We start from the raw sequence: 20,898 nt of genomic DNA on the forward strand, positions 1-20,898 counted from the left end.
CTCACGCAGGCCAACCCCCCAACCTGCGGGCGCCGCGACGGAGGTGTCGGTTATGCACACCGGCAAACTCGCCACGGCTCTGATGCTGACCCTCGCGGCAGCCGTACCCCAGGATCTTCAGAGCCTCGACGGCAGCGGCAACAACCAGGCCAATGCCACCTGGGGAAAGTCGGGAACCCCCTACTCGCGGATCGCGGCGGCGCGCTACGCCGACGGCAGCGGCGCGCCGGTCTCCGGGCCCAACGCCCGGCTGATCAGCAACCGGATCTTCAACGACACCAACCAGAACATCTTCTCCGAGCGGCGGGTGAGCCAGTGGGGCTTCACCTGGGGTCAGTTCCTCGACCACACCTTCGGGTTACGGGACGCCGGCGGCGAGACCGCCGACATTCCCTTCGACGCCCGCGATCCGCTGGAAAGCTTCACCAGCACGCTCGGCTACATCCCCTTCGCCCGCTCCAAGGGCGTCGGCGTTCCCCGGCAGCAGATCAACACCGTCAGCTCCTACATCGACGCGTTCGCCGTCTACGGCGGCACGCAGAACCGGCTGTCGTGGCTGCGCGACGGCGCCGGGCTGCTGATGCCGGGTGGCTACCTGCCGCGCAGGGACAGCCGCGGTGATCCGGCCTCGGCGCCCGTGATGGACGTGGACGGGCGGCTGCGGACGCAGCCGAACAGGGCGGCGGTCGCCGGTGACGTGCGGGCCAACGAGAGCCTGGCGTTGACCGCGACCCACACGCTGTTCGCCCGCGAGCACAACAGGATCGTCTCGTTGTTGCCTGGCGGCCTCACGCAGGAGGAGAAGTTCCAGATCGCGCGGCGGGTGGTCATCGCCGAGCAGCAGTACATCACCTACAACGAGTTCCTGCCCTCGCTCGGCGTCCGGCTGCCTCCCTACCTCGGCTACCGGCCGAACGTGAACGCGAGCCTGGGCAACGAGTTCGCCACGGTCGGCTACCGGGCGCACAGCATGATCCACGGCGAGGTCGAGGTGAAGACCGAGGCCGCCCGCTACAGCGCGGCCCAGCTGGACGCCTTCCGCGCGCAGGGCATCGAGGTGGAGTCGGACGGCGGCGGGGTGGAGCTGAAGGTCCCGCTGAACGTCGGGTTCTTCAACCCCGACCTGGTCCCCGCCATCCAGCTCGGGCCCCTGCTGAAGGGGATCGGCGCCGAGTCTGAGTACAAGAACGACGAGCAGATCGACAACCAGCTGCGCAGCGTGCTCTTCCAGATCCCGGTCTCCGGCAACCCCGACTGCCTGGACGGGCCGACGCTACCGCAGTGCTTCAAGGGCGTGCTGGACCTCGGCGCCGTCGACATCGAGCGCGGCCGTGACCACGGCATGCCCGGCTACAACCAGCTGCGCGCGGCGCTCGGCCTGGCCACCAGGAGCAGCTTCGCCGCCGTCACCGGCGAGGGCACCGAGACCTTCCCACCCGATCCGCTGCTGACCCCCGGCGACGAGATCAACGACCCGAACAGCCTCGACTTCGTGCGGCTCTTCGACATCAACGGCAGGGAGATCGCGCCCACCGATCCCACGGCCAACGAGGTCGCCACCCGCGGCGTCCGGCGCACCCCGCTGGCCGCCCGGCTCAAGGCGATCTACGGCACGGTCGACAAGCTGGACGCCTTCACCGGGATGCTGTCCGAGCCGCACCGGTTCGGCACCGAGTTCGGCGAGCTGCAGCTGGCCCTGTGGAAGAAGCAGTTCCAGGACCTGCGCGACGGCGACCGCTTCTTCTACGGCAACGACCCCGGGCTGGGCGCCATCCTGCGGCAGTACGGCATCGACTACCGGCGTACGCTCGCCCAGGTCATCGCCGCCAACACCGACATCCCGCTGTCGCAGCTGAACCCCAACGTGTTCTTCGCGCCCGGCACCGCCGCGCCCTCCTGCAAGGTCACGTACTCGGTCGGCAGCCAGTTGGGCGGCCTCTTCGCGGGCTCGGTGGTCATCACCAACACCGGCTCCACGCCGATCGACGGCTGGACGCTCGAGTGGACCTACGCCAACGGCCAGCGGATCCTGCAGCTCTTGGACGGCATCGTCACGCAGGGCGGGGCGAACGTGCCGGTGACCAACGAGTACTCCAACCGGGTCATCCCCGCGGGGCGCAGCGCCTCGTTCGCCTTCCTGGCGAGCTCGAACAACGCCGTCAACGCCGAGCCGACCGCCTTCACACTGAACAACCAGCCCTGCGCTCTGACCTCGTAACGCCTTAATGGACAAAAATGTAATAGTTAGGATAATCGGGCCATGACCGGCATCCGCGTGGCGGTGCGATCTTTCGATCGGCTGTATCGGGAGGCACTCGCCACGCTGCTGGCCGGCCAGGAGGACCTGGTCGTGATCGGCGCCACCGGCGACCTGGCCGAGTTCTCGCGGCTGTGCCGGCTGTGCCCGCCGGACGTCGCGCTCATCGACTTATCCTGCGCCTCCTCCGGCTCGGCCGAACTCACCGAGGTGCTGCTGCTTGAGGGTGTGGGAATCGTCCTCACCTACGAGCGGCTGTCGGAGGAGGCCGTCGCGACGATCACCCGGGCGGGTCTGACCAGGCTCGTGCCCCACTCGCGGGGCCTGGCCGCGGTGATCGTGGCGGTGCGCGAAGGGCGCGGCGAGCCGGGGCCCCGGCGCCCGCGCCCGCCCGGGCTGACCGAGCGGGACCTGGAGGTCGTCGCGCTGATGAGCGCCGGGTACTGCGTGACGGAGATGGCCTCGGCGCTCGGCATCTCGCCCGCCACGGTCCAGAACCACAAGCGGCGTATCTTCACCAAGATGAGCGTCGGGAGCCAGGCGCACGCGGTCGCGCTGGCCGCCCGATGCGGCCTCCTTTGGTCGCAGCGCCGTACGGTCGCCGACCGGTCGGGGCTCACGCCTCGGGAGATCGACATCCTGCGCTCGATCGCACGCGGCCACTCGGTCAGGCAGACGGCGGCGGCGCTCGGCATCAAGAGCAAGACCGTGGAGGCGACCCAGCGGCCGCTGTTCCGCAAACTCTCGGTCCACAACCGCGCCGAAGCCCTGGCCGTCGCCTACGACCTCGGCCTGGTCCACGACAGCTGACCATCCCCGCACCCCACCCGGCCCTCGTCCGGCCGTACCCGCTTGATAGGTGAAGGAGAGGTGTGAAGGTTGAAGGCGATGAGAAACGTCTCCGCGGCGACGTCGTCGGCCAGGCGCCCAAGGATCGACAGGTGACCGCGATGCCACGGGCGCTGCCCGACGCAAGCCAGGGACGCGGTGATCATCGAACAGTCCCGGCGGGAGCCCCCCCTCGTCGGCATCCTCATCGGAGACGCCGGCGTCCACCGCCGCCCAGGCGGCAAGGCCACGTGGGGCCCACCCGCCCACGCCGCACTGCGACGCCTCATCGCAACGGCCCATCGCTTCCCCACGCGCTCGAATACCTTCGCGCCGGACTCCACCATGCTCGGCATGCTGTGGTCTACGTGCCCGACGTGCCTTAACGACCGTCATGCGACTGACCAACCAGTTCCCTTGACAGCCCAGACCCGTGGTCGACGAGGCGGGCTTCGAGGTCGGCGATGCGTCGCACTTGGACGCCGCCGGGCGAGAACCTCAGCGTGGGCGAAGCAACGCCGTGCTGCAGCAGCCCTCGTCCGCGGTGGATGAGCGGTTTCGGTAGCGTCGGGGCATGCGGCTTCATGTGGGGTGCGCGATGTGGACGCACGCGGCGTGGCCGGTGGCGGCGGAGCCGGCGGCCTCGCGGCTGCGCGCCTACGCGGGCTGGTGCGACGCGGTCGAGGGCAACACGACCTTCTACGCCACGCCGTCCAGGAGCACCGTCGAGTCCTGGGCCGGCCAGACCGACCCCGGTTTCCGCTTCGTCGTCAAGCTGCCCAAGGTCATCACCCACGAGCGCCGCCTGAACGGCATCGACGAGGACGTACGGGCCTTCCTCCACGCGATCGAGCCCCTGGGCCCCCGAGCGCACGCCCTCTGGATTCAGTTGCCCGCCGCCTTCGCCCCCGGAGACGTGGCCGCCCTGGCGACCTTCCTGCGCCGCCTCCCCCGCACCTACCGCTACGCCGTGGAAGTCCGCCACCGCGCCTTCTTCGAGGAGGACCGCTCGATCTCCCTCCTGGAACGAGCACTGGGGACCGTAGAAGCGGAATGGGTCCCCTTCGACACCACGGTCCTCTTCGAGTCCCGCCCCACCAGCGACGCCGAACGCGACGCCTGGACCAAGAAGCCCCGGGTCCCCCGCCGCACCCGCGCCCTCACGGCCCACCCCATCATCCGCTACCTGGGCCGGGACGACCGCGAGACGACCATCGACGGCTGGCAGCCCTGGATCACCACCATCGCCCAATGGCTCCGTGAGGGCCGCTCCCCCACCGTCTTCATCCACACCCCCGACAACGCGCAAGCCCTGGACCTGGCCCGCCTCTTCCACACCCACGTCCGCACCGCCGTTCCCACCCTCACCCCCCTCCCCGACCCCCCACCCACCGAACCCCTCACCCTCTTCTGACCCCAGCCCTCTCGTCGCGAGATCGCCCCTCGTCTAGAGTTCCCGACGTGATCATCAAGCCTCCCTTCGTGGCCGCCGGGCTCTTAGCCGGGACGCTCCTCACGCCTCCTCCCGCTATGGCCGCGGCTTCCGCCGCGCCTCCATCACCAGACCAGCTCAAGGCGGCGCTGCTCACTTCGGAGGACCTGAGCTCCGATTTCACCCGCACCCCGCCGTCGAGGTGGAGTCCGTTCGCCCCCTCGAACGCCCACACGAAGTCCTGCACCACAGCCGTCAAGAACATCGCCCCGCTCTACCGGACCAAGATCGCGACCAGGTTCGAGCGCGAAGAGGGCTGGGAGTGGGTCAACGAGTACATCGTGAGCGGCACTCACGGCAAGATCTCCACCCTGGAACGCGCGGCCAAGGCCCTGGCCCGCGACTGCCCCGGCGTCAGGTTCGTCACGAAGGGCACCAAGGACACGATCCGCAAGCTTTCGGTCGGAACGCTCGGCGACGCCGTCTACGCGATCAAGTACCGCAGCGGGTTCCCGGACAGCAATCTGGACAAGGACTCGATGGTCGCGATCGACATCGTGATCATCAGGGTACGGAACACCATGATCACGCTCGACCACACAGGCAATGTCAACGCCTTCGACCCCGCAACCACCCGAACCGCCGCCGAAGCGGCAACCCAGCGCCTCCAGCGCACCATCGAGCAGGATGCGGGATAAACCCGAGACGAGCCTGCCCACTCAGGCGGCTGGGCGAGCGTCAGGTGGTCTTGGCGGCGGGGATCGGGAAGCCTATCGGCCGGGAGTCACCCGGACGTGCGAAAGGGGGCCATCCTGTGGATGACACCCTGCTCGACCAGCGTGAAACTGGTCGGGACGACAGGATTTGAACCTGCGAGCCCTTGACCCCCAGTTGCGAAGATATTTCCCCGGCAATCGGGACGAACTCACCGCGCATTTCATTCAGTTACGCGACCTTCGCTCACCAATCGCCGTTGGTGCGGCACTGCATCATTAGCCAGCTGTGAGAGTCACGCAGATCGCCAGCGGCCCTCTACACTTCGCCCGTCCGGCGACTGCTGCTGCCGTGAGGGCGGCGCCAAGGGCGCCCAGTCGGCCTGCGGGCCGGGGACAGTCCAGCCACACGCCCTCTCTTGAGGATGCCGGTCAGGTGGAGTCGGCCAGCCGATCGGCCTCCTCCCGCAGTTGCCGGGCTTCGGTCACGTACTGGTCGGCGTGCAGCTCTTCGAAGATGCCGACCGCCTCCCGCAGCGGGTCGCGCGCCTCTGCCGCCCGCCCTCGTCCGAGCAGCGCCTTCGCCTGGCCCAGCAACGCCTCGCCCTCGCCGAAGCGGTCGCCGCTGTGGCGCGCGATCTCGCGGGCTTTGACGTGGCAGGCTTCTGCCTCCACGTACTGACCCAGGTCACGATGGAACCCTCCGGTGTGGATGTAAGCCAGGGCGAGCCGGTAACCGTCACCGCGGGCCTCGCGGATCGCCAGCACCTGCTGCATGAGCTCCAGCGCCTCCGAGTTGCGGCCCAATTGCGACAGGCAGGACGCCATGGCACTGAGAGCGGACGCCTCGCGATCGGTGTTGACTCCGCGCCGGGCCAGGTCCAGCGCGGCAGTGGCGTGTTCCAGGCCCAGTGCCGGGCGGCCGGTGCGTCCGTAGAAGATGACGAGATTGTTGAGGACCGCGGCTTCGCCGTCCCGATCCTGTAGCAGACGGCGCGTGATGAGGGCAGCGGTGAACAGTTCCTCGGCCTGCGCCACCCGACCCAGCTCCGTGGCGGTGGCTCCCAGCCGGTTCTGGATCCACGCCTGAGCCGCGAGATTGCCCGTGCGCTGCACATGGGACAGGGCGTCGGTAAGGAGCGTCTCGCATTCCAGCCAGCGCCCGCTCACCGCCCGAAGCACCGATGCGGCGGCTGGAATCCGCCACGGGGCTTCCAAACCGTCGCCGGCGTCCTTCGCTGCCGCGGCGAGAAGGTTGGCGTGCTCTGCCTCCAGCCAGGCGACCGCCTGGACACGGTCGGAGAAGTCGACCAACAGGGGCTGCGCGACGCAGTGAGTCATCGGCGGCAACCCCAGGGACGGTAACAGCGTGGTGGCCGCGTCCTCGACCGTCCGGGTGTACCAGGCCAGCAGCCCCTCCATGGCCGCGGCGCGTTCGGCCACGCTGAGCCGGTCAGCGGCTGTCTCCACCGCGTAGGCGCGCAGCAGGTTGTGGAGTTCGAAGCGTCCCGGAGCCCGTTGCAGCAGAAGGTACTCATCGCACAGACCCTCAAGCGTCTTTCGTGCCGCCCCGGGTGTGGTCCCTGCCAGGGCGGCCGCGGCGTGCTCTGTCACGTCGGCGCCGGGCTGGATCGCGAGCAGGAGGAACATCCGCCTCGCGCGCCTGGTCAGCGCGGTGAAGGACAGGTCGAACACCGGGCGCAGGGAACGCCTGCCGACCGTGACCGCGTCCAGGCCGCCCTGGTGCAGGTGGTCCAGCAGATCACCGGTGGTCCAGGCTCCACGGGCCTTCAGTCGCGCCGCGGCTATCGTCAGCGCCAGGGGGAGATTGCCGCACGCATGGGCGACCTCCGTGGCTGCGGCGGGGTTGGCGTCGACCCGTTCCGATCCGGCGACGGCGGCCAGCAGACGTACCGCCTCGGTGTCGTTCAGAACCTCGAGTTGGTGGACCGTGGCGCCGTCCAGTCCTGCCATGGTGCGCCGCGAGGTGACGAGCACCAGGCAGGTCGGGCTCGCCGGTAACAAGGGACGGACCTGGTGTTCGTCGGCGGCGTTGTCCAGGACGATCACGGCATGCCGGCCCTGCAGCCGGTCGCGGAACATCGCCACGCGGTCCGGCAGGGTGGGCGGGATGTGAGCGGCGGGCACGTCGAGGGCACGCAGGAAGGAGTCCAGCACCACCGACGGGTCGGCGGCCGCCGAGTCCTCGTCGAAGCCGTGCAGGTTCACATACAGCTGCACGTCGACGCAGTGCCCGCGCTGGACCAGCTGGTGAGCGACATGCACGGCGAGCTGCGTCTTGCCCACTCCGGCCATGCCCTCGATCGCGGCGATCGACACCGACCGGCCGGCAGGGCGCGATGTCGCGGCACCGATCGCCAGCAGTTGCGTGATCTCCCGTTGACGTCCGACGAATGCGGGCAGATCCGACGGGAGTTGGCGGAGCATCCCTGGAAGGGCGCCGAGCTTGGCCTCGCGGTGCACCCTCAGACACTCACCGTGCCACTGGCCGACGCACTCCTCGTCCACCCCCAATGCCCGGACGATCGCGACAACGAGGTCGATGTCCAGCCGCCGCCGTCGCGGCCGGAACACCTCGGCGACCGTTGAGTGCGAGACTGGCCGGGGAGGCCGCAGCAACGGCGTGACTCGCTTGGCCAGCGCCCGGAACGACGGACCACCGGCCCACATCCGCAGTTCGTCGAGAAGGCGGATGAACTCGGCGAGGTCCGCCGCACGCGCCGGATCAGGACGTCCGACCACGGCATCGCCCATTCCCCGTTGCCCCTTGGCCTTTCCCCGCCCGCCCTGGCGGCCGTACGCCGGGTTCAGCGGCCACAGTCTACGTCCCGTGTACGGATATGTACGGGAAAGTCGACCATCCACCGGGCCACGCACACCCTGGAACTGCGGGGACCGGGAACTCGAACCGGGTGAGCGTCCATTGTGCGGGCCTGCCTGGGCTAAGGGACGTCGTCCCGGCCTCTCCGCCCCGCTCCCGTTCAGTACCGGCCTGCCTGGTCGAAAACCTCGACTGAAGGAGGAACCGAACATGTCAGCGCGCCGGAAGACCTCACGTCTCCTCGTGGCCGCAGGCGTGGCGATCGCCTCGTCCGTGATAGGCCTCACCACAGCGCAGACAGCCAGCGCCTCGGACTGCACCCAGGCCAGCCCGGTGACCGACAGGCAGTACTTCCGCTACCAAGGGCAGGAGGTCGGCTTCGTCCAGCTGATGTGGTTCTCCGGGACGAAACAGGTGTGCACCTGGCTCCACATCAACTCCGGCTTCAGAGCCAACCACACGGGGTGGAACATCACTCTGAGCAACCAGGGCCAAACCTCTTCCGGCTCGTTCATCGTATTCGGCCCCGTCACCAGGGCCACGAACTCGAGCGCCATTGACTTCGTCACAGATCCGGTCAGCATATACGCAACCTCCTCCGAAAATTGGAGCGGGGTTTTCACCTGGGCCTATAATTCATGCAACTACGTGATCGGAACCACCGAGAACCACAACTTCAGCAATGGCTACACCCAGCCGAATTCCGGTGACTCGACGCCCTGCTGAAGTCCCACGGAAATGACGTTTCCATGCCGGTGCCCCCTGACGCCACCGCGGATACGGCTGCAACAAATCCCGGCGAAACACCATTCGCCACGTGAACACACCCTGCACAACGGGGATCGGTCCCCGAGACCGCGCCGCCCGACGGCGCTCTCACCTCTCAGTCCAACGACAACCCTTGAGGGGAAACACCCATGCCTTCCATACGCAACCGCACCAAACTCCGCGCCTTAGTCTGCCTGGCCGCGACCGGACTCAGCGGGGTCGCCCTGCTGGGTTTCGGGGTGACGCCGGCCTCGGCCGCCACCGGCGCCGACATCGTGAACATCGCCAACGCGAATCTCGGCAAGGGATACTGCAGCACGAACAGTGCGGGTGGCACCGGCTTCGACAGTAGCTGCACCGCCAACAATGGGGCCGGCGAGTTTTGGTGCGGCGATTTCGTCTCCTGGGTGTGGCAGCAGGCCGGCGTACCCGTCCCCGCCACCAGCCCGGCGTCAGTCCCCAGCTGGATCAGCACGTCCGCTTACCATCCCCTCAGTAGCGGATACGTCCCCCAGCCCGGCGACGCCGTCATCTTCGGCGACGACCACTACCCCACCCAGGGCTCCCACATAGCCATCGTCACCGACTACAGCAACGGGCTCCTCTCCGACATCGGCGGCGACGAGGGCGGCGGCGGAAACCTCTGGTGGTCGACCAGCACCGTCAAGGTCGATGAGGGCAGTGGCGGCGCCTGGAACCCCAACAACAAGCTCTTCCCGGGGCAGAGCTACGAGATGTGGGTGCTCGGCTATGTCAGCTCCGGAGCCGGCCAGAGCAGTTCCCCCGCCCTCCGAGGCGGTTCGAGCCTGACTCCGCTGGCCAACGGCGGCTTCGAGGTGGCCTGGCAGGGGCGCGACGCCAACCACAGCCTCTGGGTCGGCACCGGCAGCGGCACATCACTGACCTCCTACGGCGATCCGCGACTGCTCGGCGTCGCCGCCGGTACCAAGCCCTCGGTCGCCACGCTGTCGGACGGCACCTGGGTCGCCGCCTGGCAGGGCCGCGACAGCAACAACAGCCTCTGGATCGCGACCGGCAGCGGCGCCAACATCACCTCCGTGAACGACCCCTACCTCCTGGGCGTCGCCGCAGGCACGAGCCCCTCCATCGTCGCCCTGCCGAACAACCAGTGGGAGGTGGCCTGGCAGGGCCGCGACGCCAACAACAGCCTCTGGCTCGCCACCGGCAGCGGCACCACCATCACCGCCAAGAACGACCCCTACTACCTCGGCGTAGCCGCAGGCACGAGCCCCTCCATCGCCACACTCGCCAACGGCAACTTCGAAGTGGCCTGGCAGGGCCGCGACGCCAACAACAGCCTCTGGCTCGCCACCGGCAGCGGCACCACCATCACCGCCAAGAACGACCCCTGGTACCTCGGCGTAGCCGCAGGCGCAAGCCCATCGCTCGTGACCCTGGCCAACGGCAACTTCGAAGTGGAGTGGAAGGGCCGCGACGCCAACGGCAGCCTCTGGCTCGCCACCGGCTCCGGCATCACCATCACGGCCAAGAACGACCCCTACCTCCTCGGGGTCGCCTGATCGGCTCCGCCCCGTGCCGTGCACGAGGTGACCATCACGAACGTGGCACTGGCCGTCATATGGAGGCCGGTGCCACGTTCGTATTGAGCGACCGTGGCACGGCAGCCTCGGTTTTCGCTGTGCGTCTCGGGGTGGCCTCAACGATCCTGGCGGTACGGCAGCGCGGTCGACCTTCCGGCCTCCGGATGGCTGGAAGGGCCTGCACATCCCCCGCTGCCGTACCTCCCGTCGTGGGCATCTGACGGCTGCCACTTTCCCGCCCTCGATAGCTGCCTGGATGTGTGTCCCGACCGACGTCTTCCGACGCCGCTGCCCTGCGGCGTTCCACGGCCCCCACCCGTGCCGCACAGGCGAGTTGACGCCGAAGGGCACGAATACTGCGGTATCAGGGGCGGGGGCACGAACCTCAGTCCGTGGATGATCGATCTGCGAGTGGAGCGGCCGGCGCCCATGCGAAGCAACCCTAATACTGCAATCACAGTTATGGGCGGGACAGTTGTGAGTTCAGCTGGTGGCTGTGGTTGTGTTCTGCCGTGTCTGTGGATCTCGGGGTGGGACAGATCGAGGCCTGGCAGGGGATGCTGTCCGGGCTGCATGCACGGTTCACCGCACGTTTTCCCAGGTCGGAGCCGCGTGCGCGAGCGCTGACCTACATGGCGGGGCTGGTGGCGCCGCTGGAGCGGAAGAACGGGTGGACGCTGGCGGAGCGAGCGGGTGAGGGGCATCCGATCGGGATGCAGCGGTTGCTGGGCGAGGCGGACTGGGACGCGGATGGTGTCCGCGACGACGTTCGGGACTTCGTCGTCGAGACGATCGGCGACCGGGACGGGATCCTGATTGGCGACGACACCGGTTTCCTGAAGAAGGGCTCCCGCTCGGCGGGTGTTCAGCGGCAGTACACCGGGACTGCGGGCGGGACCGAGAACTCCCAGATCGGCACGTTCCTGGCCTACGCCTCCTCGAAGGGGCGGGCGCTGATCGACCGGGAGCTGTACCTGCCGGCATCGTGGACGGACGGCCGCAAGCGGTGCCGGGCGGTCGGCATCCCTGATGAGGTGCCGTTCGCGACGAAGAACGAGCACTTCCGGTGGATGCTGCAGCGCGCGATCGACGCTGGAGTGCCGTTCGCGTGGGTGACCGCGGACGAGACATACGGGCAGGTCAAGCACCTGCGTGTTTGGCTGGAGCAACGTGGCGTCGCCTACGTGCTGGCCACCAGGGTCAACGACACCGTGATCACGCAGGGGTGGCGCGAGATCCGGGTGGACGAGTTGGTCGCCCAACTGCCCGGGCAGGCCTGGAAGCGACTGTCCGGCGGCAAGGGCTCGCACGGAGAGCGGATCTACGACTGGGCCCGCATACTCCGGCCACACTGGCTCACCCCACAGCACCATCTGCACTGGTCATGGTGGAGACGCCTCAGTCACACCCGAGCCCGCCGCAGCCACTACAAACGCAGAGGCCACACCCCATAACTGTGATTGCAGTACTAGCGGGCGAGAAACGATCCGAGTAGCGCGGTGAGTTCGGTGGGCGCGTCCAGTGCGATGAGGTGAGCAGCGGTGGCGAACTCGACCAGGGTGGCATCGGGGATCTCAGAGGCGTAGCGCCGGCCGATGTCCTGGAAGTCGGCGATGTCGAGCTTGCCGATTCCGACCAGTGTGGGGACGGAGATGACGGCGATGTCGCCCGTCGCGGCGCCCTGGGAATACTCCGCGACGATGCCCTGGTTCACCAGCGACGTTCGCATCGGGCCGCGGAGTTGGTCGGCCAGTCCAGCGGCGACGTCCTCCCACCTTCGAGCCGGCCCGCGCAGCCACATGTCCAGGTTCATGCGGACGGCGGCGTCCAGGTCGCCCGAGGCCAGGGCCGCCGTTTCCGCCTCGTCGTACGCGACCATTTCCGCGGACCAGTGGTATCCCGGCCATGGCGGGGCGAGCAGCGCAAGAGAGTGCATCCGGCCCGGGTGGGTGAGACTGAAGTCCACGGCCACTCGGCCGCCCCAGGACGCGCCCACGAGCCGGACACGTTCGTAGCAGAGGTGGTCCAGCAGACGGCGTAGATCGTCAGTCTCGCTGAACGGGCCGGTCGGTGGTGCGGATTGGCCGAAGCCGCGCAAGTCATACCGAATGACGGTGTGCCGTTCTGTCAGGTAGGGCACGACCGCGTCCCACATTCGGTGGTCGGCGACGCCTGCGTGCACGAGTACGACGGGCGGTCCGTCGCCGGCGACGACGTAGGAAAGATGTCCAAGATCATCAGCGAGTGTGAGCATCCGCCGATACTCGCAGGATGACACTGCACGTGCCCACCCAATAAAGGGAAGGCCTGCCCTCGCCCTACACCCAAGCGTGCTCGCCGACCTGACGAGTCAGCCGGCGAGGCGGCGGGTGGTGAGTGCGGCGCCGACCAGGAGAATGCCGTGGGAGGCGCGCAGGTCGGCGCCGAGCAGGGCACTCGCCCTGGCCAGCCGGTTGTCGACGGTGTTGGGGTGCACGTTCAGCGCCCGCGCGGTGGCGCGGCGATCGAAGTCGGCGGCGAAGTAGGCCTCCAACGTCTCCAGCAACGACGGGTCGAGCACGTCCAGGAGCCCGGCCAGCTCCGCGCCGCTCGCGCCCGGCGCGCTCAGGTGATAGTCGAGCAGGACGTCGCTCAGCTCGTAGAGGCCCTCGGGCCGGCCGGCCGCCCGGGCGACCTCGGCGATCCTGGTGGCCTGCCCGGCTGCGGCCGCGACGTCTTCGCGCCGCTCGGCGACACTCAGGCCGATGTGGACGGAGACATCGGCCTCGGCGAGATGGCGGGGCAGCCGGTCGTTGGTAGGGGGCAGCCGCAGGGGCAGCAGGGCGTGGCCGCCCTCCGGGCCGAACCAGGTCATGACCGGTTCTCCGGCGTGGCGGTCGAGCTCCGCCTGGGCGGTGTGCAGGCGGCGCCGTACCTCCACGGGAGAGACCCCGTCCGGGCCGATCGCCAGGTGCAGCACGCAATATCCGGGTTCGAGGGGCACCCCGTGCCTGGCCGCCACGTCGTCGGCGGCCTGACCGCTCAGTCGTGATTGTGACATCTCACAATCCGCGGGGGCCGGCGGTGGGATCAGAGGTGATTGTGTGCACCTGATCTGGCCAGCCACAGTGGGCTCACCCGCGGATCTCGACGAAGGAGCCGTCTGATGGACATCGTGAAATACGCCGACCAGGTATGGTCCGGGGCGGTCACCGACAGCATCGTGCAGGTCGGATTGCCCGGGAGCGGCGTCATCGAGGTGGCGGACGGCGTGGGCTTCCGCAGCGGGTTCGGCCACACGATCGTCGTCAGGGGCGAGGGCGAGGCGGCCCTGTTCGACACGGGCAACCACTTCGACACCGTAAGACTTCACCAGGATGTGCGGAAGTGGACGGCCGATCCGGTGACGACCGTGGTCTACTCCCACGGGCACATCGACCACGTCTCCGGTGTGGGCCCGTTCGACGCCGAGGCCGACGCGGCCGGACGCCCCCGGCCGGTGGTGGCCGCTCACGAGGCCGTGGCCGCGCGGTTCGACCGCTATCTGATGACTCGCGGCTACAACGCGGTGATCAACCGCAGGCAGTTCCAGCTGGATGAGCTCTCGAGCAGGCGCTGATCGAGACGGCCGAATGGCTGGAGAGCCTGATCGAGCAGACGCTCGCCATGCTCAACGAGGGGCCAGGCTCGATGCCGTCGTCCAGGAGGTCAAGCCGCCGGCCCACCTGGACGGCCGGCCGTACCTGCGACCGCACTACGACGAGCCCGAGTTCGTCGTGCGCAACATCTGGCGGCTGTACGGCGGCTGGTACGACGGCAACCCGGCCAATCTCAAGCCTGCCCCGGACGCCGTGCTGGCCGGCGCGGTGGCCGAACTGGCCGGTGGCGCGGGGAAGGTGGGCGAGGCGGCATTGCGCGCGCTCGAGGCGGGAGACCGGCGGCTCGCCGGGCACCTGGCCGAGATGGCCGTTCAGGCCGCCCCCGATGACGCTGGCCTGCACCGGATACGGGCCGAGGTGTTCGCGGCGCGTGCGCGGTCCGAGGCCTCCTTGATGGCCAAGGGCGTGTTCACCTGGGCCGCCAACGAATCACGCAAGCGTTCGGAGTGACCGCTCAGGCCGGATACGCGTAAATCAAACGCCCCGCTCGGCCGCGATGGCGAGTTCTCGGAGGAGGCCGGACCTGGATGGGAATCCGATGAACCACCCCGACATGCTGCGCAAGGCAGGGCTCCACGCGGCGGAGACGGCGGCACCGGCGCTGGGTTTCACCGTGTCGTACGCGACGACCGGCAATCTGCTGCTCTCGCTGTGCATCGCCCTCTTCCTGGCGGCGCTGGTCGCCCTCTACCGGCTCAGGCAGGCCCGCAGTATCTGGCCGGCACTCGGCGGCTTATCCCTCGCCGCCCTCGCGGGAGCCTTGGCCACGCTGTCCGGGGAAGCGGCCGACTACTTCCTGCCGCTGATCGTCGCCCGCACCGTGATCGCCGTGGCGACGCCGATCCTGATGCTGCTCAGGCTCCCCCCGGCCGGGCTGGTGGCCGGGCTGATCACCGGCCGGGGCCTCGCCTGGCGACGGTGCCCGGTCCGCCTGCGGGCTTTCACGATCGTCAACTCCATCTGGTTCGCCTTGGAAGCATCGCTGCTCGCGAACCAGTTGCGGCTGTACCACGAGGGCCGGGCGGCGGCCATGGGCGTGTTCAAACTCCTGGTCGAGTTGCCCGCCCACCTTCTGGCGGCGGTCGTGCTCTGGCTGATCTACCGGCGCCTCACGAATCGCCCCTGCCATGGCGAGTTCTGCCCCTATCACCTCGCTCTCGAGGGGAGGGCGGAATAGACGACCACGCCGGGGACGGCACAGCCTGCTCGCTCGAGCACGGTGGCTTCCCGGATTGGCTTCCCTATCGTCCACAGTCGCTCAGCCAGAGAGCCCGGCGGGGTCGGAGCCGCTTCCGCTGTCGCATTAACGACATGGCAGATAAACGGCAGGTCTGAGTGCTGGCGAGCAGGGACCGCCATCGCCCACTCTCGTGATCACTAGTTGTTGATACGAGAGGTTCACCCCCCATGCACTGGTCCGCACATGTGGCGGCGGTGGGAGTATCCGCCGCCGCCCTGCTGAGTTCCCCGTTATCGGCGGCGGCGCAGCCTGCCGCTTCCAATGTCCACCGCGTCACCTTGATCACCGGTGACGTGGTGACCGTCAGGGAGGCGGAGCAGGGCAGGCGCGCGGTAGAGGTGAAGCCGGGGCCCGGCCGTGACCGGATGGGCTTCCACACCACCGAGGAGGACGGCGAGCTGCGGGTCGTGCCGGCCGACATGGTGCCCTACCTGGCGGCCAAGCGGCTGGACCCGAGCCTGTTCTCCGTCACCGACCTGATCGAGCAGGGCTACGACGACGCGACGACGGACAAGCTGCCGCTGCTGTTCGTCTACGACGGCATGGCCACCAGGACCGCCACTCCGCTGGAGAGCATCAACGGGCGCGCCGTCTCGGCGGACAAGCGCACGATCGGCCAGCTGTGGAAGTCTCTGGACGAGGATCGGGCGAGCCTGGCCCAGGGCGTGTCGAAGATCTGGCTCGACGCCAAGGTCAAGGCCTCGCTCGATCACAGCGTGCCGCAGGTGGGCGCGCCTGAGGCGTGGCAGGCCGGGTTCGACGGCAAGGGCGTCAAGGTCGCCGTCCTCGACACCGGAGTCGACGCGACCCACCAGGATCTCGTGGGCCGGGTGAAGGAGACCAAGGTGTTCACCGGCGACCCGGACGTGAACGACGCCCACGGGCACGGCACCCACGTGGCCGCCACCATCGCGGGCGGGGACGGTAAGAAGGGCGTCGCCCCGGGCGCGGAGCTGATCATCGGCAAGGTGCTCGGCGACGACGGGTCCGGCACCCTGTCCGGCGTCATCGAGGGCATGGAATGGGCCGCCGCCGAGGGCGCGTCGGTGATCAACATGAGCCTCGGCGGTGACGTCACCGACGGCACCGACCCGCTCAGCGTCGCCGTCGACAATCTCACCGAGCGGACCGGTGCGCTCTTCGTGGTCGCGGCGGGCAACATCGGCACGCCCTACTCCGTGGGCAGCCCGGGAGCGGCGACCTCCGCGCTGACCGTCGGCGCCGTGGACCGCAACGACGCCCTCGCGGACTTCTCCAGCAGGGGTCCGCGCCTGGACGACGCGCCCAAGCCGGACCTCACGGCGCCGGGCGTGGGCATCGTCGCGGCCAGGGCGAAGGGCACCAGCATGGGCCAGCCCGTCGACGAGTACTACACGGCCGCGTCGGGCACTTCCATGGCCACCCCGCACGTGGCGGGGGCCGCCGCGATCCTCAAGCAGCGGCATCCGGAGTGGAAGGCGGGGCAGATCAAGGACGCCCTGGTGGACTCGGCCAAGATGATCGCCGGCCAGCAGGTCGACGACGCCGGCGCGGGCAGGCTCGACGTGGCGCGGGCAGTGCGGCAGGGCGTGACGGCGACAGGGGTGGTCAACCTCGGCAAGCACCAGAAGGGTGAAGGGACAGGCACAGCCGAGGGCACGATCACTTACACCAACGGTACGGCGGCGCCGGTCACGCTGGCGCTCTCCAGCACCCTAGAGAGCGCCGTGCTCAGCGCGCAGAGCGTCACCGTCGCGGCCGGTGGCACCGCTGACGTCCAGGTCCGCGTGGACCTGGCCAAGCTGCCCTTCGGCAGGTACGGCGGGTATGTCACCGCGACCGCGGGATCCGAGAGCGTACACACCACCCTGGCACTCACCTGGAAGGGGCCCCAGCACAGCGTCCACTTCACCGCCGTGGACGCGGCCGGCAAGCCCACCGGCACCGACACCCTGTCGATGTTCGGCGCCTCGCAGCAGGACGATGTCTTCACCTGGGTGCCCGAGCAGGGCCTGACCGTCGAGGTCTCCGAGGGCACGTACATGACACAGGCGATCAACCTCGCGAGCGGGTGGGGCCGCATGCACCCGCGCGACGGGCTCGTCGTCATTCCTGAGCTCAAGGTCGACCGCGACCTGGAGGTGGTCCTCGACTACCGCAAGACCAGCCCCGTCACCGTCAAGGTGAGCAAGCCGGTGGAGCAGGTGGGCATCTTCACCTACTTCACCCACCGCACCTTCGGCTCGCGCAAGATCTCCCAAGGCGTCATGGACTTCGACGTCGTCGAGGGGCTCAACGTCTCGCCGACCCAGCCGGTCAGCGAGGGCACGTTCGAGTTCGCCTCCCGCTGGCAGCTGGTCGCGCCGAAGATCTCCGCGCGAGTGGCGGGCTCCGCGTACCCGATGGGCTTTCTGGGCGGCTCGCCCGGCGTGGAGGGCCGTCACCTGTGGCGGCTCGCCGAGGGGGCGGGCGGTGCTCGGGGCAAGGTCGCCGTGATGAGTGACCCGTCAGTGGCATGGGAAGACGCCGCTGAGGCGGCGGTGAAGGCTGGGGCCGTCGCCGCGATCATCGTGATGAGTCCCGACGACGCGCTCGGGCGTGGATGGAACCCGGTCAACGTGTCGCTGCCCATCCCGGTCATGCTGATCGCCAACGATCACGGGCAACGGCTGCTCGAACAGGTCAGGAAGGGGAACACTCTGCTGGACATCAGCGGGACGATGGCGTCGCCGTACCTCTATGACGTCATGCAGGTCTCCAGCGGGCACGTCCCGGACAAGATCGTGCACGAGGTGAGCAACCGCAACACCGCACGCGTGGACACGAAATATCAGGACACGGGCGGTTTCGAGTGGGCCAAGGAGCAGCGGTTCGGCTGGCGGCCCTGGCAGGCCTACTCTCTGGGCAACCAGATGGAGACGCAGCGGATCGTGAAGACGCCGTTGCGACGGGCCGAGTACATCAGCGCGGACGGCACCTTCTGGCAGCACATCGTCAACCATCGGTTCATCTGGGACGACATGAACCGGTTGCAGGACGGGCTGACCGAACCGCCCCGCACCTACCAGCCCGGTCAGCAGGTCAGCGAGAGCTGGCACGCGCCCGTCGTACGGCCCGCCATCCCCGACTGGCTGGCTCCCTCCACCCGCGTGGGCGACACCCTGGAGATCCGCGTCCCCGAGTTCGTCGACGCCTCCGGCCACGTCTCCCGCGCAGGGGTCGACAACGACAGCACCTCGGCCAGGTTCCTGAGGGACGGCAAGCTCGTCGAGGAACGCGACGCCGCCTGGGGCGCCTTCCCCGCCGTGCCGCAGGAGGCCGAATACCGCCTCGAACTGTCCACCAAGCGGACCTCCGAGGAATGGACGCGGGCGATCGCGACAGAGACGGCCTGGACGTTCAGGTCGAAGCAGGGCCAGCAGGTGCTGCCGCTGCTGCAGGTCGACTACGAGGTGCGGCCCGGCCTGCTCGGCTTGGCCGTACGGCACCAGCAGGGCGTGAGCGGGTTGACCGCCAAGGACCTGCGGCTGGAGCTGTCCTATGACGACGGCGCGACCTGGCACAGGCAGCCGGTTCTCCCGCTCGGCCACGGCCGCTACAACGCGGTCGTCCTCCGCCCGCATCCGTCACTTCGCGTCACCGCCACCGACTCCGGCGGCAACCAGGTCAGGCAGACGGTGATCAGGGCGTACTGACCGTCACAGCCAGTTCTCGCGGGCGGCGTGCCAGGCCAGCTGCATTCTGGTCTGGGCGCCCGCCTGCTCCATCAGGTGGGTGATCCGGCGCTGGACGGTCCTGTGCGACACCTTCAGTTGCGTGGCGATCGACTTGTCAGGCACACCCGCCACCAGCAGCGACAGCAGGTAGAGGTGGTCGGAGTCGAGCGGGCTGCCTGGCGTGGTGAGACTGACGGGGGTGGCCCGCTCCCAGAGGCTCTCGAACAGAGCCTTGAGCGCGTCCAGCAGGCTGCTGGGCCTGATCAGCGCCGCGGTGAGCTGGGTCAGCCCACCGGTGTGCTGGATCAGCGGGAGCACGCCCAGCTCGCCGTCTGCGATGATCATCCGCACGGGCAGGGTGGGCAGGGCACGCGCCTGCTCGCCCAGTTTGATCCCGTCGGCGAGGTTGATCAGCATGCCAGGCTCCTCGAGCAGGGCGCGTTCGTACAGGACGCGGTAGCCCACCCCACGTCGCAGCGCGGCCAGCTCCTCCGTGTTCTCCTGCGAGGTCATCGCCACGTGCCCAGCCCGGCAGAGGCTGACGACCTCGTGGCGGGCGTTGTCCTGCAGCAGGCGCAACTGCTCGCGCAGCGCCGTCCTGCTGGTGATCACCTCGATCAGCTGGGTGGCCTCGCGGCGCCGCGAATGGGCCAGGTATTCCCCTGTGAGCTGCTCCACGGCCTGCCTGGCCCGGTCCACCTCCTCCTGCCGCCTGTGCAGCAGGGCCGCGAGCGCGACGTCGGGCGCGACGGCGGCGAACCTGTCGGGCTCTCCCGGTACGGCTCGTGCCAGGCCTTTGGCGAGCAGGGAACCGAGCGCCCGCCGCGCCGCCGCGCTCTCGACGCCGAGCTCTTCTGCCAGTTCGGCGGGCTCGACCCCAGCGGTTCTGACCAGAAGCCGGTAGGCGGCCTCCTCCTCGACGCTCAGCCCTGCCGCGCTCAGCACAGCAGTCGGGAGATTCCGTCGAGGATCTCCTGCATGGTCAGCGTCAGCCAGGCGTCGCCTTGCCGCCAGGCGGACACGGTGGCCTCGACTTCGAACAGTGCGCCTGTCGAAAACCTCATCCATGCATGTTAAGCCGGATGTGCTCGCACCTCGCCACCGCGAGCTTGGCCTCGCACGGCGGTAACCCACCGTCCTCAGGGAGCTTCACGTGGCCAGAGCGGCCGGACTCCTCGCGTGAGACCGTCTACCGCAAGCAGATCCTCGACGGAGCTGCTGCGATGGACAAGATCTTCAAGTGATGGTCACCGAGTTCGTCACTCAGCAATGCGGAAGGGTGTCACCCTGATGAGTGACACCCTGCTCGACCAGCGAGAAACTGGTCGGGACGACAGGATTTGAACCTGCGACCCCTTGACCCCCAGTCAAGTGCGCTACCAAGCTGCGCTACGTCCCGGTTGTGTCCGGCGCCCCCTGCGGGGCGGGACGTCATAACCTTAGCGCACATCAGAACCACCCGCGTACAACGGCGGAGCGAGCGGAGGTGGCGGTGGGGCGCAGGGCGACCATCGATCGGGAGGAGCTGGCCCGGCTGGTGGCCAGGGGCATGAGCGTGCAGGAGCTGGCCGCGCACTTCGGCGTGAGCGAGTCGGGTGTGCTGCAGGCCAAGCGTGCCGCGGGGCTGGCCAAGCCGATGCTGGACCACAGCGCCGCCGTGCCGTGGAAGCTGACGCGGGCGCACTCCCAGTCGGGCCCAGCGACGAACCTGCGCAACCTGTCGGCCGCGGCGCAGGGGAAGCCGCCGGCGGCCGAGCGGTTGAACACCGCGTTGCGGTGGGCGCGGCGGCTGGTCGAGGCGGGGCTGGACGTCGGCTACGACCCGGCCGCGGGGTTCGTGGAGGTTCCGGCCGCACCGTCGGGCTCTCACGTCGCAGCCGTGCTGGCCGCCGCCGAACGGGGGCTCGAGAAGAGTTAGCTCCG

At 68.8% G+C, this 20,898-nt stretch carries 17 protein-coding genes and 1 tRNA gene; 12 read left to right on the forward strand and 6 right to left on the reverse strand.

Annotated elements, in window-relative coordinates; genetic code table 11:
* The first annotated feature begins 52 nt into the window (after window positions 1–52).
* The 4 genes from ACIBHX_RS19435 (at window position 53) to ACIBHX_RS19450 (ending at window position 5,215) form a co-directional block, all read left to right on the forward strand.
* Window positions 53–2,218 carry a peroxidase family protein gene (locus ACIBHX_RS19435; protein WP_397068506.1) on the forward strand — a complete coding sequence of 722 codons (2,166 nt, stop codon included), beginning with the start codon at window positions 53–55 and terminating at the stop codon, window positions 2,216–2,218.
* A 42-nt stretch (window positions 2,219–2,260) separates the two neighbouring features.
* Window positions 2,261–3,067 (forward strand): LuxR family transcriptional regulator, encoded by an 807-nt coding sequence (locus ACIBHX_RS19440; RefSeq protein WP_397068507.1) that lies wholly within the window; start codon window positions 2,261–2,263, stop codon window positions 3,065–3,067.
* A gap of 592 nt (window positions 3,068–3,659) precedes the next feature.
* Window positions 3,660–4,499, forward strand: a complete 840-nt coding sequence (locus ACIBHX_RS19445) for a DUF72 domain-containing protein (protein ID WP_397068508.1) — start codon at window positions 3,660–3,662, stop codon at window positions 4,497–4,499.
* A gap of 47 nt (window positions 4,500–4,546) precedes the next feature.
* Window positions 4,547–5,215: a hypothetical protein gene (locus ACIBHX_RS19450; RefSeq protein ID WP_397068509.1), complete on the forward strand. Its 669-nt coding sequence runs from the start codon at window positions 4,547–4,549 to the stop codon at window positions 5,213–5,215.
* 447 nt (window positions 5,216–5,662) lie between these two features.
* Here the strand turns inward: ACIBHX_RS19450 and ACIBHX_RS19455 are convergent, their stop codons facing one another.
* Entirely contained in the window at window positions 5,663–8,005 is a 2,343-nt protein-coding gene (locus tag ACIBHX_RS19455; protein WP_397068510.1) for an ATP-binding protein, read from the reverse strand.
* 277 nt (window positions 8,006–8,282) lie between these two features.
* Here ACIBHX_RS19455 and ACIBHX_RS19460 point away from each other — a divergent pair, with 277 nt between their 5' ends.
* From ACIBHX_RS19460 to ACIBHX_RS19470, 3 genes are all read left to right on the forward strand, one after another.
* Window positions 8,283–8,798: a hypothetical protein gene (locus ACIBHX_RS19460; protein WP_397068511.1), complete on the forward strand. Its 516-nt coding sequence runs from the start codon at window positions 8,283–8,285 to the stop codon at window positions 8,796–8,798.
* A gap of 191 nt (window positions 8,799–8,989) precedes the next feature.
* Complete coding sequence (locus ACIBHX_RS19465; protein ID WP_397068512.1) at window positions 8,990–10,381, forward strand: CHAP domain-containing protein; 1,392 nt, start codon at window positions 8,990–8,992, stop codon at window positions 10,379–10,381.
* 578 nt (window positions 10,382–10,959) lie between these two features.
* Window positions 10,960–11,856 (forward strand): IS701 family transposase, encoded by an 897-nt coding sequence (locus ACIBHX_RS19470; RefSeq protein ID WP_397068773.1) that lies wholly within the window; start codon window positions 10,960–10,962, stop codon window positions 11,854–11,856.
* A 14-nt stretch (window positions 11,857–11,870) separates the two neighbouring features.
* On the opposite strand, the gene ACIBHX_RS19475 is transcribed toward ACIBHX_RS19470, so the two are convergent.
* Window positions 11,871–12,656 (reverse strand): alpha/beta fold hydrolase, encoded by a 786-nt coding sequence (locus ACIBHX_RS19475; protein WP_397068513.1) that lies wholly within the window; start codon window positions 12,654–12,656, stop codon window positions 11,871–11,873.
* A gap of 96 nt (window positions 12,657–12,752) precedes the next feature.
* Window positions 12,753–13,442 carry a PucR family transcriptional regulator gene (locus tag ACIBHX_RS19480; RefSeq protein ID WP_397068514.1) on the reverse strand — a complete coding sequence of 230 codons (690 nt, stop codon included), beginning with the start codon at window positions 13,440–13,442 and terminating at the stop codon, window positions 12,753–12,755.
* A gap of 105 nt (window positions 13,443–13,547) precedes the next feature.
* Here ACIBHX_RS19480 and ACIBHX_RS19485 point away from each other — a divergent pair, with 105 nt between their 5' ends.
* The 4 genes from ACIBHX_RS19485 (at window position 13,548) to ACIBHX_RS19500 (ending at window position 18,954) form a co-directional block, all read left to right on the forward strand.
* The gene (locus tag ACIBHX_RS19485; RefSeq protein WP_397068515.1) at window positions 13,548–14,000 is read left to right on the forward strand and encodes an MBL fold metallo-hydrolase; all 453 of its coding nucleotides are present in this window, start codon (window positions 13,548–13,550) and stop codon (window positions 13,998–14,000) included.
* 13 nt (window positions 14,001–14,013) lie between these two features.
* On the forward strand, window positions 14,014–14,490 hold the full coding sequence (locus ACIBHX_RS19490) for an alkyl sulfatase dimerization domain-containing protein (RefSeq protein WP_397068516.1): 477 nt from the start codon (window positions 14,014–14,016) through the stop codon (window positions 14,488–14,490).
* A gap of 88 nt (window positions 14,491–14,578) precedes the next feature.
* A complete protein-coding gene (locus ACIBHX_RS19495) occupies window positions 14,579–15,217 on the forward strand; it encodes a DUF3159 domain-containing protein (RefSeq protein WP_397068517.1) in 639 nt (212 codons plus the stop codon).
* Window positions 15,218–15,447: 230 nt separating this feature from the next.
* Window positions 15,448–18,954: a S8 family peptidase gene (locus ACIBHX_RS19500; RefSeq protein ID WP_397068518.1), complete on the forward strand. Its 3,507-nt coding sequence runs from the start codon at window positions 15,448–15,450 to the stop codon at window positions 18,952–18,954.
* 3 nt (window positions 18,955–18,957) lie between these two features.
* Here the strand turns inward: ACIBHX_RS19500 and ACIBHX_RS19505 are convergent, their stop codons facing one another.
* From ACIBHX_RS19505 to ACIBHX_RS19515, 3 genes are all read right to left on the reverse strand, one after another.
* A complete protein-coding gene (locus tag ACIBHX_RS19505; RefSeq protein ID WP_397068519.1) occupies window positions 18,958–19,920 on the reverse strand; it encodes a helix-turn-helix domain-containing protein in 963 nt (320 codons plus the stop codon).
* Entirely contained in the window at window positions 19,914–20,039 is a 126-nt protein-coding gene (locus ACIBHX_RS19510; protein ID WP_397068520.1) for a hypothetical protein, read from the reverse strand. Before ACIBHX_RS19510 ends, ACIBHX_RS19505 begins: the two co-directional genes overlap by 7 nt.
* Window positions 20,040–20,297: 258 nt before the next feature.
* Window positions 20,298–20,374: transfer RNA gene (locus ACIBHX_RS19515), tRNA-Pro, on the reverse strand.
* A 93-nt stretch (window positions 20,375–20,467) separates the two neighbouring features.
* Between ACIBHX_RS19515 and ACIBHX_RS19520 the strand changes: the two genes are divergently transcribed.
* A complete protein-coding gene (locus ACIBHX_RS19520; protein WP_397068521.1) occupies window positions 20,468–20,893 on the forward strand; it encodes a helix-turn-helix domain-containing protein in 426 nt (141 codons plus the stop codon).
* Window positions 20,894–20,898: the final 5 nt, after the last annotated feature.

This window comes from Nonomuraea sp. NPDC050536 (genome assembly GCF_044457685.1).
Lineage (GTDB): Bacteria > Actinomycetota > Actinomycetes > Streptosporangiales > Streptosporangiaceae > Nonomuraea.

Excerpts from the sequence above, each read along its gene's own strand:
- ACIBHX_RS19435 (WP_397068506.1), top strand. The coding sequence starts at position 53 with ATGCACACCGGCAAACTCGCCACGGCTCTGATGCTGACCCTCGCGGCA.
- ACIBHX_RS19440 (WP_397068507.1), top strand. The coding sequence starts at position 2,261 with ATGACCGGCATCCGCGTGGCGGTGCGATCTTTCGATCGGCTGTATCGG.
- ACIBHX_RS19445 (WP_397068508.1), top strand. The coding sequence starts at position 3,660 with ATGCGGCTTCATGTGGGGTGCGCGATGTGGACGCACGCGGCGTGGCCG.
- ACIBHX_RS19455 (WP_397068510.1), bottom strand. The coding sequence starts at position 8,005 with ATGGGCGATGCCGTGGTCGGACGTCCTGATCCGGCGCGTGCGGCGGAC.
- ACIBHX_RS19460 (WP_397068511.1), top strand. The coding sequence starts at position 8,283 with ATGTCAGCGCGCCGGAAGACCTCACGTCTCCTCGTGGCCGCAGGCGTG.
- ACIBHX_RS19465 (WP_397068512.1), top strand. The coding sequence starts at position 8,990 with ATGCCTTCCATACGCAACCGCACCAAACTCCGCGCCTTAGTCTGCCTG.
- ACIBHX_RS19470 (WP_397068773.1), top strand. The coding sequence starts at position 10,960 with ATGCTGTCCGGGCTGCATGCACGGTTCACCGCACGTTTTCCCAGGTCG.
- ACIBHX_RS19475 (WP_397068513.1), bottom strand. The coding sequence starts at position 12,656 with ATGCTCACACTCGCTGATGATCTTGGACATCTTTCCTACGTCGTCGCC.
- ACIBHX_RS19480 (WP_397068514.1), bottom strand. The coding sequence starts at position 13,442 with ATGTCACAATCACGACTGAGCGGTCAGGCCGCCGACGACGTGGCGGCC.
- ACIBHX_RS19485 (WP_397068515.1), top strand. The coding sequence starts at position 13,548 with ATGGACATCGTGAAATACGCCGACCAGGTATGGTCCGGGGCGGTCACC.
- ACIBHX_RS19490 (WP_397068516.1), top strand. The coding sequence starts at position 14,014 with ATGGCTGGAGAGCCTGATCGAGCAGACGCTCGCCATGCTCAACGAGGG.
- ACIBHX_RS19495 (WP_397068517.1), top strand. The coding sequence starts at position 14,579 with ATGAACCACCCCGACATGCTGCGCAAGGCAGGGCTCCACGCGGCGGAG.
- ACIBHX_RS19500 (WP_397068518.1), top strand. The coding sequence starts at position 15,448 with ATGCACTGGTCCGCACATGTGGCGGCGGTGGGAGTATCCGCCGCCGCC.
- ACIBHX_RS19510 (WP_397068520.1), bottom strand. The coding sequence starts at position 20,039 with ATGAGGTTTTCGACAGGCGCACTGTTCGAAGTCGAGGCCACCGTGTCC.